The sequence below is a fragment of the Brevibacterium sediminis genome (genome assembly GCF_024895295.1).
GTDB classification, from domain to species: Bacteria; Actinomycetota; Actinomycetes; order Actinomycetales; family Brevibacteriaceae; genus Brevibacterium; species Brevibacterium sediminis.
Map to the genome: position 1 here is coordinate 87,984 of NZ_JAHQRN010000010.1, position 16,286 is coordinate 104,269.

Annotated in this window: 12 protein-coding genes; 2 read left to right on the forward strand and 10 right to left on the reverse strand. The window is 63.0% G+C overall.

What is annotated here, in order from left to right; all coding sequences use genetic code 11:
• Nucleotides 1-60 precede the first annotated feature (60 nt).
• Nucleotides 61-2,184, reverse strand: coding sequence for a SpaA isopeptide-forming pilin-related protein (locus KTJ89_RS18060; protein WP_259358809.1), 2,124 nt, complete (start codon nt 2,182-2,184; stop codon nt 61-63).
• A gap of 488 nt (nt 2,185-2,672) precedes the next feature.
• Here KTJ89_RS18060 and KTJ89_RS18065 point away from each other — a divergent pair, with 488 nt between their 5' ends.
• Nucleotides 2,673-4,463 carry a sigma-70 family RNA polymerase sigma factor gene (locus tag KTJ89_RS18065; protein WP_259358810.1) on the forward strand — a complete coding sequence of 597 codons (1,791 nt, stop codon included), beginning with the start codon at nt 2,673-2,675 and terminating at the stop codon, nt 4,461-4,463.
• A 110-nt stretch (nt 4,464-4,573) separates the two neighbouring features.
• Here the strand turns inward: KTJ89_RS18065 and KTJ89_RS18070 are convergent, their stop codons facing one another.
• The 9 genes from KTJ89_RS18070 to KTJ89_RS18110 form a co-directional block, all read right to left on the reverse strand.
• Nucleotides 4,574-6,865 carry a helix-turn-helix transcriptional regulator gene (locus KTJ89_RS18070; protein WP_259358811.1) on the reverse strand — a complete coding sequence of 764 codons (2,292 nt, stop codon included), beginning with the start codon at nt 6,863-6,865 and terminating at the stop codon, nt 4,574-4,576.
• 160 nt (nt 6,866-7,025) lie between these two features.
• Nucleotides 7,026-7,727 carry a response regulator gene (locus tag KTJ89_RS18075; protein WP_259358812.1) on the reverse strand — a complete coding sequence of 234 codons (702 nt, stop codon included), beginning with the start codon at nt 7,725-7,727 and terminating at the stop codon, nt 7,026-7,028.
• Nucleotides 7,717-9,408: a sensor histidine kinase gene (locus KTJ89_RS18080; RefSeq protein ID WP_259358813.1), complete on the reverse strand. Its 1,692-nt coding sequence runs from the start codon at nt 9,406-9,408 to the stop codon at nt 7,717-7,719. The genes KTJ89_RS18075 and KTJ89_RS18080 overlap by 11 nt, the downstream gene beginning before the upstream one ends.
• A 121-nt stretch (nt 9,409-9,529) precedes the next feature.
• Nucleotides 9,530-10,501 (reverse strand): LysR family transcriptional regulator, encoded by a 972-nt coding sequence (locus KTJ89_RS18085; RefSeq protein ID WP_172174792.1) that lies wholly within the window; start codon nt 10,499-10,501, stop codon nt 9,530-9,532.
• Between the two features lie 9 nt (nt 10,502-10,510).
• Nucleotides 10,511-11,689 (reverse strand): acyl-CoA dehydrogenase family protein, encoded by a 1,179-nt coding sequence (locus tag KTJ89_RS18090; protein WP_172174789.1) that lies wholly within the window; start codon nt 11,687-11,689, stop codon nt 10,511-10,513.
• Between the two features lie 81 nt (nt 11,690-11,770).
• Nucleotides 11,771-12,892 (reverse strand): CaiB/BaiF CoA transferase family protein, encoded by a 1,122-nt coding sequence (locus KTJ89_RS18095; protein ID WP_172174786.1) that lies wholly within the window; start codon nt 12,890-12,892, stop codon nt 11,771-11,773.
• Nucleotides 12,893-14,266 carry an MFS transporter gene (locus tag KTJ89_RS18100; protein WP_259358814.1) on the reverse strand — a complete coding sequence of 458 codons (1,374 nt, stop codon included), beginning with the start codon at nt 14,264-14,266 and terminating at the stop codon, nt 12,893-12,895. It lies immediately after the preceding gene.
• A gap of 226 nt (nt 14,267-14,492) precedes the next feature.
• Complete coding sequence (locus KTJ89_RS18105) at nt 14,493-14,921, reverse strand: hypothetical protein (protein WP_172174780.1); 429 nt, start codon at nt 14,919-14,921, stop codon at nt 14,493-14,495.
• Between the two features lie 101 nt (nt 14,922-15,022).
• The gene (locus KTJ89_RS18110; RefSeq protein ID WP_259358815.1) at nt 15,023-15,679 is read right to left on the reverse strand and encodes a TetR/AcrR family transcriptional regulator; all 657 of its coding nucleotides are present in this window, start codon (nt 15,677-15,679) and stop codon (nt 15,023-15,025) included.
• Between the two features lie 273 nt (nt 15,680-15,952).
• Here KTJ89_RS18110 and KTJ89_RS18115 point away from each other — a divergent pair, with 273 nt between their 5' ends.
• Nucleotides 15,953-16,168 carry a CsbD family protein gene (locus KTJ89_RS18115; RefSeq protein ID WP_139906896.1) on the forward strand — a complete coding sequence of 72 codons (216 nt, stop codon included), beginning with the start codon at nt 15,953-15,955 and terminating at the stop codon, nt 16,166-16,168.
• The last annotated feature ends 118 nt before the right edge of the window (nt 16,169-16,286 follow it).

A 16,286-nucleotide genomic window follows, 5' to 3' on the forward strand; every position in this document is an offset into this window, starting at 1 on the left:
GGGCGGGGCCGATATCGATTCGGCTCCGCCCTCTGCGCTCGGATCAGATACGAGACTGCATCACAGCAGGTCGGTCTTTCGTCGTCGTGACACGAGGATAGCGGCGATTCCGCCCCCAATGAGGAGCACGCCGAGGATGCCGAACGTCACCGCTCCAGCGGCACCTGTCCTCGGCAGATGAGAGCCGTCGCTGCCGCGGTCGTTTCCTCCGCTGGTGTTCCCTCCGCTGTCGCTGGTGGATCCATCGGCTGAGGTGCTTCCGCCTTCAGACGTGCTCGACGCAGCACTGCCCGCATTCGAGTTCGTCGCGGCCGAGTCATCAGCGTCCGGATCAGCTGCGGCCGAGTCGCCGGCGCCCGGATCAGTCGCCGCATTGGCATCCGGATCGGCCGTTGCCTTGGCATTGGTGTCCGTCGAAGCTGTGTCCTGGCCGCTGGGATCGGCCGATGCCTGGCCACTCGGGTCAGCCATGGCGTCTACGTCAGCATCCTTCGACTCCTCGTCCTTGCCGTCAGGGTCCGTCGACGCATCGTCAGCACCATTGGGATCGGTCGAAGCCTCGGCGTCAGACTCCTTCGATGCGTCGGGGTCGGCATTCACGTCGGACGAAGTGTCCGGGTCGGATGAAGTGTCCGGGTCAGTCGATGCATCCGCATCAGGCGACGCGTCGGGATTTGCGGACGCGTCGGGATTTGCGGACGCATCAGGATCAGTGGAAGCGTCCGCGTCTGCACCCGGGTCTGCAGAGGAGTCGCCATCCGGATCGGCACCAGCTCCGACGTCCTTCTTGTTGACGATGTCGGAGAACGCCACGTCCCGCTTATCACCGGTGATCGTCACGGTCTGCGTCTCGTCAGTGAGCACATATCCTTCAGGAGCGCTGGTCTCCTTGATGCTGTAATCGCCCCAAGCCAAATCGGTCACTTCGAACTGCCCGGCCGCCTCATCGGCGTCGAGCTCTCCGTTGTCGGCCACGACGAAGTCCTTGCCGTCCGGACCCGTCAAGGTGAATTCCGCACCCACGAGCGCTCTGCCGTCCTCGTCGACCTTCTTCCAGCTCAGTGCTCCGGGAATCTGTTCGTTGACAATCTGGCAGGTGATGATCGCGTCCGTATCGACAGTCTCGGTCAACTCGAATCCGTCGGTGATGTTTCTGGTTCCGACTTCGCGTCCGTCTGCGGTGCAGACCGCGTTCGATCCCGATTGCGGCTGGAGCCGGTAGCCTTCCTGCTGCTTCTCGGAAGCCTGCACCCCTTCCGCCGGGGTCTGCAGTTTGAAACTCACCGTCCCGGCCGCGTCCGTGGTCTTCTCCACTCCGTCCATCGAGTCCGGAGACGAGATCGCCCAGCCCTCGCCTGGGTGCGTCGCGGTGTTCTTCGCGTGTTCGCCGGCCCCAGGGTCGATGAGTTTGGTGACGTTGAGAGTTCCGCGACAGCTCTTCGTGGCGATCTCGCGGAGCTTCTCGGCCAATTCGGAGTAGTCCGAGACCACATAGTAGTCGTCTCCTGAGGTCTGGCCCGAGACCAGCTTGATATTGCCCTCGTTGATCTCGCTGCCCACTCCCAAACCGACGACCTTGGCACCCTGCGACTTCAGTGCATTCGCCGATTCGATGGCTTTGTCGATATCGATCTGATCGGTTCGCGTACCGCGGTCGGAATTGCCCGGTTCGGATCCCGGCACCCCGTATGCCGTTGGCTTGCCGTCGGTGACGAACAGCACCAGGTCATGGTTCGTGCCGCCCAGCTGCCCGAGACCGCGGTCCCAGTTCGTGCCTCCCGAGTCCTGCGGAACCCGCCGAAGCGCGTCGATCTGCTTATTGAGTTCGTCAACTGAGTCCGAGGTTGCGACAGACGTGCTGTTGATGGGCTCGTTGGTGCCGTCGGGCCCGAACGTCGCAAACGAGTTGACAGACACTCTGCTGGGAGTCCCCGAGAGGCCGCTGGCGACAGATTTGGCGGCCGACTTCGAATCGTCGACGTCTCGATCTGACAGGGAATTCGACAGGTCGAGGACGACCCCGATATCGAGGCCGCATTTGTCGGCCAATGAGGGGTTCGGCAGGGGCTCTGCCGCGGCCTGTGCCGGCGCGACGGATGCACCGAGGAATGCGAACGAAGCAAGAACGGACGATGCGAGGATCGCGGCTCCGTGCTTCGTCAGAGGATGTCGCTTCAGAGACAAGGGTTGGCTCCTTCAGAAAAAGCCGTCACCTGCGCATTCGACGAATGCCAGGTAAGCGGATGCACTGACTATGGGGGTGTGAGGCGGCCCTGCAACCACGTGGTTCTGCAGGGCCGCCTCGGGCGAGTCCGGGACTCGGAGGGGACCCGAATCGGCTGTTGTCCAACTGCCGGCTCAGGCTCGGAGCGATCGTGGGTCTTGACCTCTCCATAGACTGAGACCTGCGCGCGGAGGCTTTCGTTCGCGAGTTCCAGAAGTTTTTCTCCGCGACACGGCAAACAGGACTACATCGAAAAGGCATCTCTTCTCCTTCGGCTGACATTTCGAGCTCACAGCACCGGGTTTCGAATGTTTGGGAAGCCGAGAACTTCTCCTGTAGAGTTTCAGCACTCCCCTGAAATACCCCGAACTGTTCCCCGAATCACAGTTGAGGTCCCCATGCAGATTCAGCGCCAACTTCCGTGCCTCTACACCGAGGCGATTAGCCGATGACCGAAGCGTGGTCATCATCGACCGATAGTTCCCGGTCCCCTTTCGGACTGCCGCGCCCAGGCAGCGAACTCAGCGACTCCGACCTCTGTGCCCGCATCCGTGACCACCGGCCCGAATCGGCAACTGCACGGACCGCCTACGGTGAGCTCTATGCCCGACATCGACTGCCCGCATTGCATTTCGCACTGCGCCTCAACCGAAATCGTGCGCAAGCAGAAGATGCCGTCGCCGAGGCTTTCGCCAAGATCTGGCGCGCGTGGGGGAACGGGAAAGGGCCGGATGAGTCCTTCAAGGCGTACCTCATGGCCGCTGTGCGCTCCGAATCGTACCGGCGCACGGCGACAGCCCGTGCGACAACGATCGTCGAACCCGATGTGCTGACGTTCCTCGCAGACAGCGAACCGGGCGATCACGCCGCCGAGGTAGCTGAGCGAGATCAGCTGGGCCGTGCCTTCAGATCTCTCCCCGACACCTGGCAGAACGCACTCATTCTCATCGACATCGACGGGACACCGACCGCTGATGCAGCCGAGAAGATGGAGCTGTCGCCGAATTCATTCAGCTCGCTTCTGCGTCGTGCCCGAGAGGGGCTCCGGGCCGCCTATCTGCAGGAACACGTTGAACCCAGTGCACCTGAATGTGCGGAGTACTCCTCCGAGCTTGCGCGTTTCGTGCGCCGGCAGCTGAGCCAGAAACGCTCCGAAGCGATCGAGACCCATCTCAGCCACTGCGGTCACTGCCGCCGTCAGTCCTTCAAGCTCCGCAGCGTCAATACGACGTTCCAGGCATGGATCACGCCCGCTGCTCTCGCTGCCGCGCTCATCGAATGGGGCTATTTCCCGGAAGCAGCTGTGCTGCTGACAGGAGCAGGAACGGCGAACGTCGGGCCCGATGGGCAGTCGGGTACGATCGCCGCGGATCCGCACTCAAGCCCGGCAGCCGCAGTTTCGAAGAGTACCACCGGCACAGCGGGTGCGGGCGGCTCCGGAGGCAGTACCACCGGAATCGCGGCCGGGGCGTCGGCGGTCAAAGTCGCCATCGCGAGCATCGCCGCCAGTGCCGCCATCGCGGCCGGTGCCGCCACACTTGTGAATCTTCAGAGCGACCCTGCCCCACAGTCTGCTGCTGCGGCAGAGACTTCCTCCGCGCCTGCTGGCCCACCGAAGACGACGCCTTCTTCAGTCTCTCCACCGCACGCTGCTGGGCCGGCCGGAAGCGATGAGAGAGGTGAGAGTTCGGACGAACGCGAGCAGAACGCCGCCGAGCGCTCCGCTTCACGCGAGGAGGAGCGGTCGCGGGCCTCTAGGGAGAACACTCAAGAGCCCGCCCCGCAGGAAAAGACCCAGACCCCCTCCTCGTCCGACCGGCAGCAGCCGAGGGACGATGACGAAGAGAAGGAACCCGCCGAGGCTCCGCCTGGCGAACCGGATGAGCCCTCATCCGAAACGACCCCAGAGACTGCCGAACCCACACCGGCCGAGGAGCCGACGGTCTCGAGCGAGCCCAGCCCAGAACCGAGCAGCACTCCTTCGGCCCCAGCAGAACCGAGTTCCGACTCCTCATCGGAATCGTCGGAAGGCACTGACGATGCGGCTGCGAACGGCGACGCTGGCTCCTCGGCCGCGCCCAGCGGACCGGATGCGGGGGTCGACTCGACCTCAGAAGCAGTCGCAGACGCAGACGATTCGACTGCAGCAGATGCTTCTGACGCCTCAGACGCCGACGGAGAAGACCCTGACGAAGGATCCCACTGTCACGTCGTCGGCTGGTGGGAGTTCTGCCACTGATCCACCGCCGAAGACAGAGAGCTCAGACTGCTCGCGGTGGATCGATCGTTCCGGTGCCTCTGCTAACTGGCCGTCAGGCGGCCGCCTCGCCGCAGACGATTCTCACGCAATCACCTGTGCTGAGCGCGGTGGGCATAGGCCACAGCCTCGGCACGGCTGCGCACGCCGAGCTTGCGGTAGAGCGCGGACAGGCGATTCTTCAGCGTTCCCGACACCACTCCGAACTCGCGGGCGATCTGCGCGATCGACTTCGATGAGTCGATCGCGAACAGCAGCGACTGCTCGGTCGGCGTGAGATCGGTCTGGAAATCGGGCACCGCCTGCGAGGTCTCAGGCAGATCGAGCAGACGCCTTCGCAGCTCGCCCGCCGCCACCTTGCCCGGACCGAACGACCTGGCTACCGCATCCCACATCGGATGCTTCGCCGACTCATGAACAAACGCAAGCCTCGCTCCTCGGGTAAGCTGTGTGATCGCCAGCACGGACGAAGTGATCGAACAGTAGTCGAGCACATGGACGAACGTCTCGAGCGCTTCGTCTGCCCGGCCCTCATGGTGGAGGATGTCGGCGCGCAACGCCATGGCCGAACTCTTCAACCTGGGCCCCTGGTCACCGGCCAGCGCCTGCCCAGTCGCGCTCCACAGTACATCGTGCTGGCCGAACACCAGAGCCTGCCGTGCCTTGACAATGGAATATCCAGGACTCTGCGGGTTCATGCGGTCGCCCAGATTCTGCAGCGCCTTCGTCTCCCCCGCGGCAACCAGCACGGAGCTGGCGATGTTGAGAATGCCCGAGAACCGCGTGCTCTGTGCTTCGGTCATCGGCAGGAAACCTACTTGCATGCTCTCCGTCAGCAGCTTCGCCGCGTGCGACGCGCGCCCCTGGAAGACATAGTGCAGGCTTCGTACGATATCGGGAATCGGCCCGAGGTGTTCGGTCGGCAGTGCTGTGTCGAGCGCGGAGACGATCTGCTCGGCGGCAGCAAGATCGAGACGGTCGAGGCTGCGCATTAACTCGATGCACAGGGCCGTGTGCTCATCCGGCAGTGCCTCCATCCCGAATCGGGACGCGGCCTCTCGAGCCCGATCCAGGTTGCGGTCCATTTCCGATCCGTGCCCGTGGCCCATCCCGGCCAAGGCGGTTTCAACCAGTCCGGGCAGCAGAGGGTGGGGAGAGTTCGGGGTGTAGATCTCGGCAAACTGGACAACCCGCTGCAGCATCGACATCGCCTCGGGAAAGCGACCGGCCACAATGAGGTTGCGCCCGTGTTCGAGGTTGAGCTCGGACTGCAGCATGAGCGTAGGTCCGGGGTGACTTAGGCCAAGGTGGCGCAGTCGATCACGTCCCGCTTTGAGGATCTCCAGCGCAAGTCGGTTCTCCCGATTCAACCGGTGCGTGCGCGCTTCCAGCGTGGTGACCACAGCCACCTCGTCGGCTGAGAGCGGCAATGCTGCCTCCTCGCGGAGCAGACCGTGGAGTTCGGGCACGACGATGCTGTCGAAGTCGGTGGCAGCCAGCAGCGTCGGTCCATCGTCTGTGCGAAGCCGCAACCGGGTCGAGTCGATACGGCGGGCCGCGCTTCGGGCCAGGGTAAGGATCGGGTTCGTCGCGAGGACATCCTCGGGGACGCTGAGATAGGCCTCGACGGCGGTGGATGCGTCGAGAAAGACATTGACCGAGCGGCGGGCCCAGGCCCGTTCGAGGATATGCCAGTTCCGAGTCTCGACGGCAACATCGACGACTTCAACGAGCCCGGATCGCTCATCTGCACGCTGCCGGCCGAAGGTGTCGGCGGCGGCCGCCCCGAGAGCCTCACGCGGGTTCTTGCCGGCGAGTCTCGGGTCGATCGCGGTGTTGCGGCGGACGAGCATCCGGATGAGGGCAGGGACAGCGAAGACCTCGTCGGGGCCGGTCGAGATCGTCAACAGCCCCTCATCGATGAGGAAAGAGGTGAGGTCCTCGGCCGTCGCGTTGGCCGTGTCGGTCACTTCGGCGGCGACGTATGCGGCGTGGACGAGATCGACTGCCACCGAGGTGATTCGCGAGGTCCACGCGAAGAGAGTCAGCAGGAAGAGTGCCGCGGATTCCCGGGAGACGCCGTCGACGACGGGCGTGAGTGCGGGCGGGAGCTGTGCATCGATACGGTCGGGATCGGTGTCGGCAACGGGCACACCTGCGTTCAGGCGTGACCGCAGGAGGATGTCGGCGACGCGGGTGCGACCACCAGCGCAGGTGAAGAACTGGGTGAGTTCGGACTCGGAGAGGACGTCGCTGCGTTCGATCGCTGCGGCGAATTCAGCCTCCGAGTACGCTCGCGGACCCCATTGTGCGTCGAATGTCGAGGGCGGTGGGGTCGCCGTCTCGTGTGGGTTTACGGCTCGGTTCGTATGGTCGTCTGTCACTGTCGGGATCTTCTCTATCCTCTCGGCGCGCGCCGAGGTGGCAGCGGGGGAACTGCGCAGATGGGCTGGGGATGTGCGTAATTGAGTATGACAGATCTGGTCAGGCCGAACGCGTCGTCGAACCTGACTGTTTCCTTACAGCCGCAGCCTCACCGACCCTTCACACCCACCGGTACTCGTACTCGGGCCGCCCCGGATTCCCGTGCCGAGGCTGTTTGATCGCCTGCTTCGTCGAGACGAGGTGCTCCAAATACCGGCGGACGGTGACCCTGGACAGATCAAGCCGACGCCCCACCTCGGTGGCGGAGACCGGAACCGTGGAATCGCGGACGAAGGCGGACACGGCTTCCAGGGTCTCGGCGATGAGCCCCTTCGGCAGAGTCGTCGACGATACCGACCGCAGGGCTGAGAGCGCATTGTCCACCGAGGCCTGAGTCGCCAACGACCCCGATCCGCTGAGTCCGCGCCGGAACTCCCGCTGGTTCTCCAGCTTCTCCCGGAACGACGCGAAGGTGAAGGGTTTGATGAGGTATTGGGTGATGCCCGACGAGATCGCCGACCGGATGACCTGCAGATGCCGCACCGCGGTGATCGCGATGATGTCGACGTCCTGACCGCGCGAGTTCAGCCGCCCCGCCACCTCGAGGCCGTGCGAATCCGTGAGATTCATATCGAGTAAGACGATATCGACTGGCGTCCCGGCCGCGGCGAGTTCGTCGAAGCGTTCGATCGCCTCGTGCCCGCCCAGACACGTTCCGACGACCTCGAACCCAGGAATCCGGGCCACGAAGTCCGCATGCGCCTGCGCCGTCATCGGATCGTCTTCGACGATGAGCACCAGCAGCGCGGCATCATCGCTCACGTGAGTCTCCTTCCGCCCGATCCTGACTCGAATCCTCACCATCAGTGGTGTGGTTCTCCGAAGAATCGTAGTCGCCGGGCGCGTCGATGTCCCCCAATGGAAGCGTTACCGTGAAGATCGCACCGCCATCGGAATCGACATCGATATGTCCGCCGAGGCGGCTCACCGCCTGCCGAACCAAGACGAGCCCGAAACCGTGCCGTCCCACTCCCCCGACCTCGGATTTCGCCGAGGCGCCGAGGTGGAAGAGCGCATCGATGTCCTCCCCAGCAACTCCGGCACCGGAGTCGGCGATGGTGATGATGAGCTCCCCGTCAGCGGCGACGAAATCCGCCCACACGTGCTTCTCATCCGAGTCCGCGACCGCGTCGAAAGCATTGTCGAGAAGATTGCCGGCAACGGTGACGAGGTCGCGAGCATCGAGTCGTTCGGGAGGGAGTTCGCCGGTGGCGGTGACGGTGAGTTCGATGCCGCGCTCATTGGCCTGCGCGGCCTTGCCGATCATGAGCGCGGTGATGAATGGCTCGTCGAGTGAGGCAACGAAGGAATCCGTCAGCCGCTGCGATTCCTGCTCGTCCTTGACTGCGAAGTCCAGCGCCTCCTGCACCCGGCCGAGCTCGATGAGAGTGGAGACCGTGTGCAAACGGTTGGCATGTTCATGAGTCTGCGCACGCAGGGCCTCGGACAGAGTCGTCATCGTCGCCAGCTCACCGGTGAGCTCCTGGATGTCCGTGCGATCGCGCAGGGTCGCGACCGTTCCGCCTTCATCGCGCCCGCCGCGCGGCTGCCGGGCCTGTTTCTGACTGATGACGAGGACACGGTCCTCGGTGAAGTGGATTTCGTCGACGGCGACCCGACCGGTTGTCAGAAGGTCGCGGACAGATTCGGGCAGGGCCACCTCGGCGAGGGAGATCGGCGTCGATTCCTCCACCTTGGGCAGGCCGAGCAGGGACGCGGCCTCGTCGTTGTAGAGGACGAGCCGACCGGAATCGTCGGCGAGGATGAGGCCCTCACGCAGGGAATGCAGGGCCGAATCGTAGAACGCGAACAGACGGCGCAGCTCCTCCGGACCATAGCCGAGGGTGACTCGGCGCAGGTAACGAGCGAGCAGCCAGGAGCCGAGCCCGCCGAGGGCGAGCGCGGCCAGGCCGACGAGGATGATCTGCGGCAGGGAGGCCGCCTGCGCCACCGACAGGGTCTCGAGTGTCACGCCCACAGCGACCATGGCGGTGACCTCGCCATCGGCGTCCGTGATCGGCACGATCGCGCGCACCGACGGGCCCAGCGTGCCCACGTATTCCTCGGTTTCGGTCTGCCCGGCCCGGGCCTTCGCGGTGGACCCGAGGTACTTCTTGCCCAGCTGATCTGGGGCGGGGTGGGTGTAGCGCGTGCCGTCGCGGTCCATGATCGTCACGAAATCCACCTCGGCGAAATCGATGACGGTCAGTGCATAGGGCTGCAACCGGGCGGAGGGATCGTCCCCGGTCACAGCCTCGGTGACGAAGGGATCGTGGGCCAGCGTCTCGGCGATGGACAGGACCCGCTCTCCGGTGGCGTGCCGGATGTTGTTCAGCGTCGTCACGTAGCTCGTCACCGACAGCGCGGTGCAGACGAGGACGATGAGGACGAGCTGGACGAGGAAGAGGCGCCTCGCCAGGGTGGCCTGCGCCGGCCTCCTCACGCGTCGTCTACTGCTGATCGTCGTCCTCTTCCCTCTGCCGCACCACTGAATATCTCAAGAACAGGTGACTGACTCCTGTTCCGCGCACCCCGGCGGACAGGGCAGGGTCCAGATTCTTGTTCTATGGTGCCAGAACCCTGAGCGCGGCGGTATAGGAACCGGTCGACCGGTAGGCGTTTTCGGTGGTCTCCGACCAATTCTGCATCGACGCTCGGCATGCTGCGATCAGCTGTTGTGCCGCCTGGCTGATGCCCGATCGGCGATAGACGAAACCGAAGTCGCTCTCGACGAGAGGCGCAGTGTCATAGATTCGCGCCCCCTGCCTATAGGCGGTCAGCGCCATCCGCAACGGCAGGAAGGTGAACATCTCTCCGCTGAGCACAAACGCCAGCTGAGTCGACCGGTTGGGACAGATCGCTCGTGGGGAGAACTTGGTGCCGCAATCCTCGAAGACCCTGGCCACGGCAGTGTTCTCACGGTTGGCCAGGTGTGACACGGCAATCGGGATCTCGGGCAGGTCCGCAATGCTCACCACATCCCCTTCGGCAACCGAGTCGAGGTCATGGGCGGAGTCCTGAGGCGCCACCAGCAGCAGTCGCTGCGTGCCGATGACCACAGAATCCAGCTGCGGATTCTCCGCAATCGGCAAGGAGGTGAAACCCAGTTCCGACTTGCCCGTCTCGACGGCTGCGGCCAGGCCGGCTGCGCTGTCGGCTTCGGAGATCAGGTAATGGAACTTCGGGTTCTCTCGAAGAAACGACGACGCCCAGTTCACGAGCGCGTCGCTGGAGAGCTCCGGCATCGTCGTTATGGCCATGACTCCGCCCCTGGCCTCTTGGATCTCACGGGCGTGGTCACTGACGTCGAGAACTCCTTTGAGCGCTTTGCGCGCGTCGCTGACCAGCGCTATCCCTGCGGGACTGGGCGTGAGTTTCCGCCCGGTGCGCACGAACAGTTCGACCTTGAGCTCACGTTCGAGCACTCTCAGACCTTGAGAGATGGTCGGCTGCGCCACGTGCAGTGCTTCAGCAGCTCGACTGACTCCGCCGTGGTCGACGACCGCTACGAAATACTCGAGGTGCCGGAGTTCCATCTGTTCATACTATTTCACTCGGTAGGAGTCCGGCAGAGTCCCGTCTTTGAGCGACTGTTTGACCATGGCGCGCCCGAGGTTCCTCCGGTGGATGGGAGACGATCCTTCGTAGATTCGCAGCCCGCGGACGTCCCTCCACATCCTCGGCACCGCATGACCACCAACGATTCCTTCGCCGCCGAGCAGCTGCACGCATTCGTCGGCGACCTTGCTGGCCATTTCCGTGCAGTACAGTTTCGCCGCCGAAATCCGGTGCCGGGCAATCGTTCCTTCATCGAAGGTCCGCGCACTCTCCAATGTCAGCGCCCGGCCCGCTTCGAGCTGTGCGAAGCACTCCCCCAAGGAGTTCTGCACTACACCGAGGTCCGACAGCGGAGCGCCGAACTGTTCTCTCTGGCTGACATGCTTCACTGTCTCTTCCAGCATTCTGGTCGTCTGGCCGACAGCGGTCGCGGCCACATGCATCCGAGCGTGATTGATGCCGCGAAGCGCCATATTCATTCCAGTGCCCTCAACGCCCCCGATGAGCGCTTCTTCCGGCACATGAACATCGCGCAGCTCGATCTCGGCGACAGGTCCTGCCTCATGACCGTTCATCGTCTCTGCTGCGCGCGTTGTGACTCCAGTGGCGAGACGATCGACGATGAAGCAGCTGATGCCCTCGCCGGTTCGGGCGAAGATGAAGAGCTGGTCGGCCCAGGCGCCGTTGGTGATGTAGCGCTTGTCCCCGTTGATCACCCAACCGTCGCCGACTTTGTGTGCTTTTGTTATCAGCGACCCGGCGTCGGAGCCGGCGTCGGGCTCGGTCAGGCCGAATGCGGTGACCGTTTCGCCAGCGGCCATCGAGGGCAGCCATTTCGCCTTCTGCTCGCTTGTGCCGAAGTCCAGCAGACCTTGCGAACACAGCCCGATGACGGTGGAGAAACGTGACCTGTACACCGCGGACGCGCGGGTGAATTCCATGGTGAGCTTGACCTGCTCTTCCATGGACCAGCCCAGCCCGTCGAGCTCGCGGGGAAGGGAGATGCCGAAAAGACCGAGGTTCGCCATCGATTCGACGATTGGATCAGGGACCTTCCCGGCCTTCATCATCTCCCCTTCGCCGGGGATGAGGACATCGTTGGTGAATGCTGCTATCCGGTCCAGATACTCCGGGAACGTCATCTGTCTGATGGCTTGGTCGATCATTCTCAACCCTTTCTCATGTGATTGCATCGGTTGCCGCGCGAGGACTCAGTACCCGTCGGCGCGTGAGGTGGTGTGCGGTGGTCAGTTCTTCACGGGGTGATCTGATCCGACTGGTGGCGCTCCCTGCGCCGCGGTCGCCCGTTCGCCATTGAAGACGACCGGTGCACCCGGCAGAGTCAGCGGTTTCCCTGTCGACGATTCAACTACCGACAGCAATCCGCTGGCGCACAGGTCGGGATCGTCGCGGATCTCATCCAGGGATCGGATGAGTCCGCAGACGATGCCCGCTTCGCGCAGCATGGTGACTGCTTCGTCTGCGGTCATTCCCGTGAGCGCGGAGGTGATGACTTCAAGCATGGCCGGCCGGTTGGCCACCCGATTCTCGTTCGATCCGAATCGGTCGTCGGTGAGCAGATCCTTTCGCCCGATGGCGGTGCACAGCGCAGCCCATTTCGCGTCGGTATAGGCAGACAGCACGAAACTTGATCCGTTCACGGTGATGACATCCGCGGCCGGAGCTGCGTGCGGCTGGCCGTTCCCCTTGCGCACTGGGGCCCGTCCGGTGAGCGAGTACTCCGCCCACTGTGCAGCTTGAGCATGAACAGTTGCTTCCATCAGTGAGGTTTCCACCAGAGTTCCGCGACCTTCACGGTCGCGGGCCACCACAGCAGCGAGCACACCGCTGGTCAGAGCGTGAGAAGCGAGAACATCGGCAACGGCGAATCCGACTCGTTGCGGTTGCCCGTCAGCTTCCCCTGTCACACCGAGGACACCGAATTCAGCTTGGGCCATGATGTCGAGACCGGGGCTGTTCGCATGGGGGCCGAGTCGCCCGAAGCCTGACACGACGCCGCAGATCAGTCTTGGGAATCGTGCTGAGAGGGTCGGCCAATCCACTCCGAGCTTCGTGGCCGTTCGCGGAAGGAAGTTGTGGATGACGATATCGGCTGTGGCAGCCATCGAATAGAACTCTTCTTTGCCATCGTCTGTGCTGAGGTCCAGCGCACGGCTGGACTTGCCGCGGTTGCTCGACTCGATCATGGTGTCGCCGAAGAGTCCGATGTTGCGTGCCTGTTCGCCTCTCGGCGGTTCGATCTTGATAACGCGGGCTCCCAAATCGGCGAGGTTCTGCCCTGCCAGTGGAGTAGAAATGTACTGTCCCAGGTCCAATACGGTCAGGCCCTGCAGGGGTGGGGTACTCATTCAGCTGTCCTTTCTGCTGTTGTATTCGGCGGTAGCGGCCAGCAGTGTGAGACGCGCCTTCTCCGGGTCGAGCAGCTTCCCGCCGATGAGAGCGCAGACGATGATGGCGATACCCACAACGCGGAAAGCCAGGGCGTATCCCACTTCAACCGTGTCAGCTGAATCAACGATGAGGCCGATGACGTAGGGAGCCGAGATACCCGCAATGCTGTAGAAGCCGATGATGCAACCGAAGAAGGCAACTCTCTGCTTGGCAGGCAGGAAGTCGGAGGCTCCCGCGAAGGCAATCGAGAAGGCCACGCTGTTGATGGAGAATGCCGCGACCACGAAGATCATCTGGATCATGCTCGATTCGATGGAGCTGAAGATGATGAAGCTGATACCGGCAAAGATGAGCGCGCCGGCGGTCAGGTAGCTGCGTGCCGCCTTCGAGGTGAATCCTCGTTTCAGCAGCCACCCGGAAAGCGCACCGGAAGAAATCAGCACGACGACGGCGAAGGCATAGGGCAGGGTGACCAAGGTGCCGGTCAGTTCCTGAGAGTAGCCCAGTCCTTCGTGCATGAACACGGGCAACCACGACGTTTTGGACGAAGTGATGATATATCCGCCGAAGCTCAGGATTCCCAAGCCCCAGAACGATCCGAGGCGGAAATAGTAATAGAAGGGAACTTTGATATCGCCGTTCGGATCGGCTTGTCCTCCTTCGTCTTCGAACCGCGATCGTTCGACGGCAGGAAGGTTCGAGTTGAGCACCTGCATCTGTCCGCGGTTTGTCATCCACCAGACGATCATCCACACGACGCCGACAGCGATGAGGACGAGAAATGCCGCATGCCAGTGGAATTTGACGATGATCCAGGTGAGTATGGGCGCACTGATCAGCGGAACGACTGATGAGCCGGCATTTACGATGGCACCGGCCAAGGCTCTCTTCTCGGGTGGGAAGCGCAGCGCGACGATACCTTGGCACAGAGCGTGCGCCGGACCCTCGAAGAATCCGAGTGCCATCCGCGACATGAAGAGCACCAGAAAGCTCGTCTCCATGGTCAAGGGGATCATCGTGGTTACCCACGCCAGCATGAGGACCGGCGCAGCCCACAGCAGGTTGATCCACCGGAAGAGTGCGGCGATGCCGACAGCGCCGGCGGCGAAGAGCCAGAAGAAGCCGCTGCTCAGCAGTCCGTATTCGGCATCACCGACCCCGAGGTCGGCCTTAATCTGTGAAGCCGCAAATCCCAGCGAAGCCTTGTCGGCAAAATTGAGGGTGAAGAACACCAGCAGCAAGACGACGATCACCCAATCTCGCCGCGTGGGCGCGGCACTGCTGGGTGTGAGCGACTGCTCGGTGGGTTTCAAAGTGTGTGGCTTGTTCATCTGCTCATCTCCATTGACGACTGGTGATTTCAGAATCTCAACATCGCCGAGGCGGAACAAGATGAATCTATTGCTAAACCATATAGGTCAAACCTATATGTCAGCCAGCAGCCGGGCAGACGCAATGAGGCCCGGCCCTGCCGAGAACAGCAGAGTCGGGCCTGATGCAATGGGATGCGCCGGATCCGTTCCCGGCCCCGCCGTGGTGGGGCCGGGACGGAGGTCATTACTTCGTGTCGCTCTTCTTTTTCTTCTTGCTGCCGCCGGAGAGGAGGAGGGCCAGGCCGATCGCGGCCAGCCAGGTGTCCTTGGCCAAGGCGATGCCGTCCTCGGACGGGCGGATTCCGTCGTCCTTGGTCATCGAATCGATGGAGAAGTAGTTCGCGACGAGGCCTGCGGCAAACGTCGTCAGTGCGGCGCCGGCGATGCGGGTGGGCACGAACGGCAGCAGCAGTGCGGAGCCGACGGCGATCTCACCGTAGGAGAGGAACTTCCCGAACTGGGCGGGGGTCATGTTTTCGACCATGGGCACACCGTTGGCGGCCATCTGCTGGAGTCCCGCGGCGGAATCCTCGTCGAGGCCGAGCTTGCCGATGCCCGAGTTGAGGATGAATGCGCCGGGGGCTGCGCGCAGAAGTGCGGTGCTGAGTTTCATATCCTGCTCCTTCGTAATGGGATCGTCACTGAGCCAAGACTATCCGCGAGAGCGCAGGTGCGCCACAGTACAAGGACTGTCGACCCCAGCTGCCGAGACTCTCAGCCCTGCGTGCTGGTGCGGATCCGCTCGATGAGGTCGTCGAGGGCGTCGTCGAACTCGCGCTGGGCGTGGTCTTCCATGAGCAGGCCCTGCAATCGCGACACCGTGGGATACTCGCCGAGGTCGTCACCGGCGGAGGACTCCTCCTCATCTCCGAGGACCTCCGGGGTCAGGGAGGCCGCTTGGAGCAGAAGCGCGCCGACGAGGAAGCTCGTGAAGGCCTTGTATGCCGCCACTGCCTCGGCGTCGGCAAATCCGAAGCGCTGCAGCGAGGACAGGAAGTCCTCGACCCAGCGCACGCTTCGCAGCGGCGGACGGAGCCAGGGCGCCTGAGGTGGCTGGGTGGCGATGAGAGGGAAGATCCGCGGATGCTTGAGGGCCAGATTCCGCGTGGCATTGGCGACACGCTGCAGATACTCCTCCCACGAATGGGAGTCCTCTGTCATGAGATCGTCGTCGAAGAGGCCGTCGATGAGCTCGTCGACCATGGCCTCGAGGAGGTCCCCCCGCCCCGAAACATGCCGATACAGTGCCATCGCCTCTACGTCCAAGGCCGTTCCGAGGCGACGCATCGTGAGCTCGCTGAGACCGCAGGCATCGACGAAGGCGATCGCCGACTCGACGACCTGTGCACGATCAAGTCGCTGCTGAACCACGCGCGCCTCCCTTTCCTCGTCGGAGATGTCGCAGACCGGGCGGATTTCACCGTCAGTCTACTCGCTTGATCCGACGCGTCGAGAGATCCCCTGATAACGCGATTACACTGTAAACTCCTCATGGATGACTAAGCTATCACTCTCCATCGACCACCCGACTCGCCGGATCTATTGCGCAGCGAAAACTCGGTCTGCTAAGTTGATTACACTGTAAACATGAATAGAGTTCGACAGAGCAGAACGTCCAGACCGATCCACACGAAAGGACGAATCATGAATTCTCACGACAAGGCCGACAAGGCTTCGGACAAGGCAGAAGAGCTCAAGGGCAAGGCGAAGGCCGCCGCCGGCAAGGCCACCGACGACAAGAGCCTCGAAGCCGAAGGCAAGACTGACGCGGCCAAGGGCAAGATCAAGCAGGTCGGCGACGATGCCAAAGACTCACTGAAGGGCGTCAGAGACTCGCTCAAGGACTCACCGGAGAACTGAGGGACGCGGCTGGAGGGCGGAGGCACTGTCTGCCTCCGCCCTTCGGCCATGCTTTCAGATTCCATGCCCCCGAAGTCGACGTGCCAATACGATCCGTCCCGGCGGCACGAGAAGAAGA

Coding starts and splice junctions, on each gene's coding strand:
- KTJ89_RS18065 (WP_259358810.1), top strand. CDS start 2,673: ATGACCGAAGCGTGGTCATCATCGACCGATAGTTCCCGGTCCCCTTTC.
- KTJ89_RS18085 (WP_172174792.1), bottom strand. CDS start 10,501: ATGGAACTCCGGCACCTCGAGTATTTCGTAGCGGTCGTCGACCACGGC.
- KTJ89_RS18090 (WP_172174789.1), bottom strand. CDS start 11,689: ATGATCGACCAAGCCATCAGACAGATGACGTTCCCGGAGTATCTGGAC.
- KTJ89_RS18095 (WP_172174786.1), bottom strand. CDS start 12,892: ATGAGTACCCCACCCCTGCAGGGCCTGACCGTATTGGACCTGGGACAG.
- KTJ89_RS18100 (WP_259358814.1), bottom strand. CDS start 14,266: ATGAACAAGCCACACACTTTGAAACCCACCGAGCAGTCGCTCACACCC.
- KTJ89_RS18105 (WP_172174780.1), bottom strand. CDS start 14,921: ATGAAACTCAGCACCGCACTTCTGCGCGCAGCCCCCGGCGCATTCATC.
- KTJ89_RS18115 (WP_139906896.1), top strand. CDS start 15,953: ATGAATTCTCACGACAAGGCCGACAAGGCTTCGGACAAGGCAGAAGAG.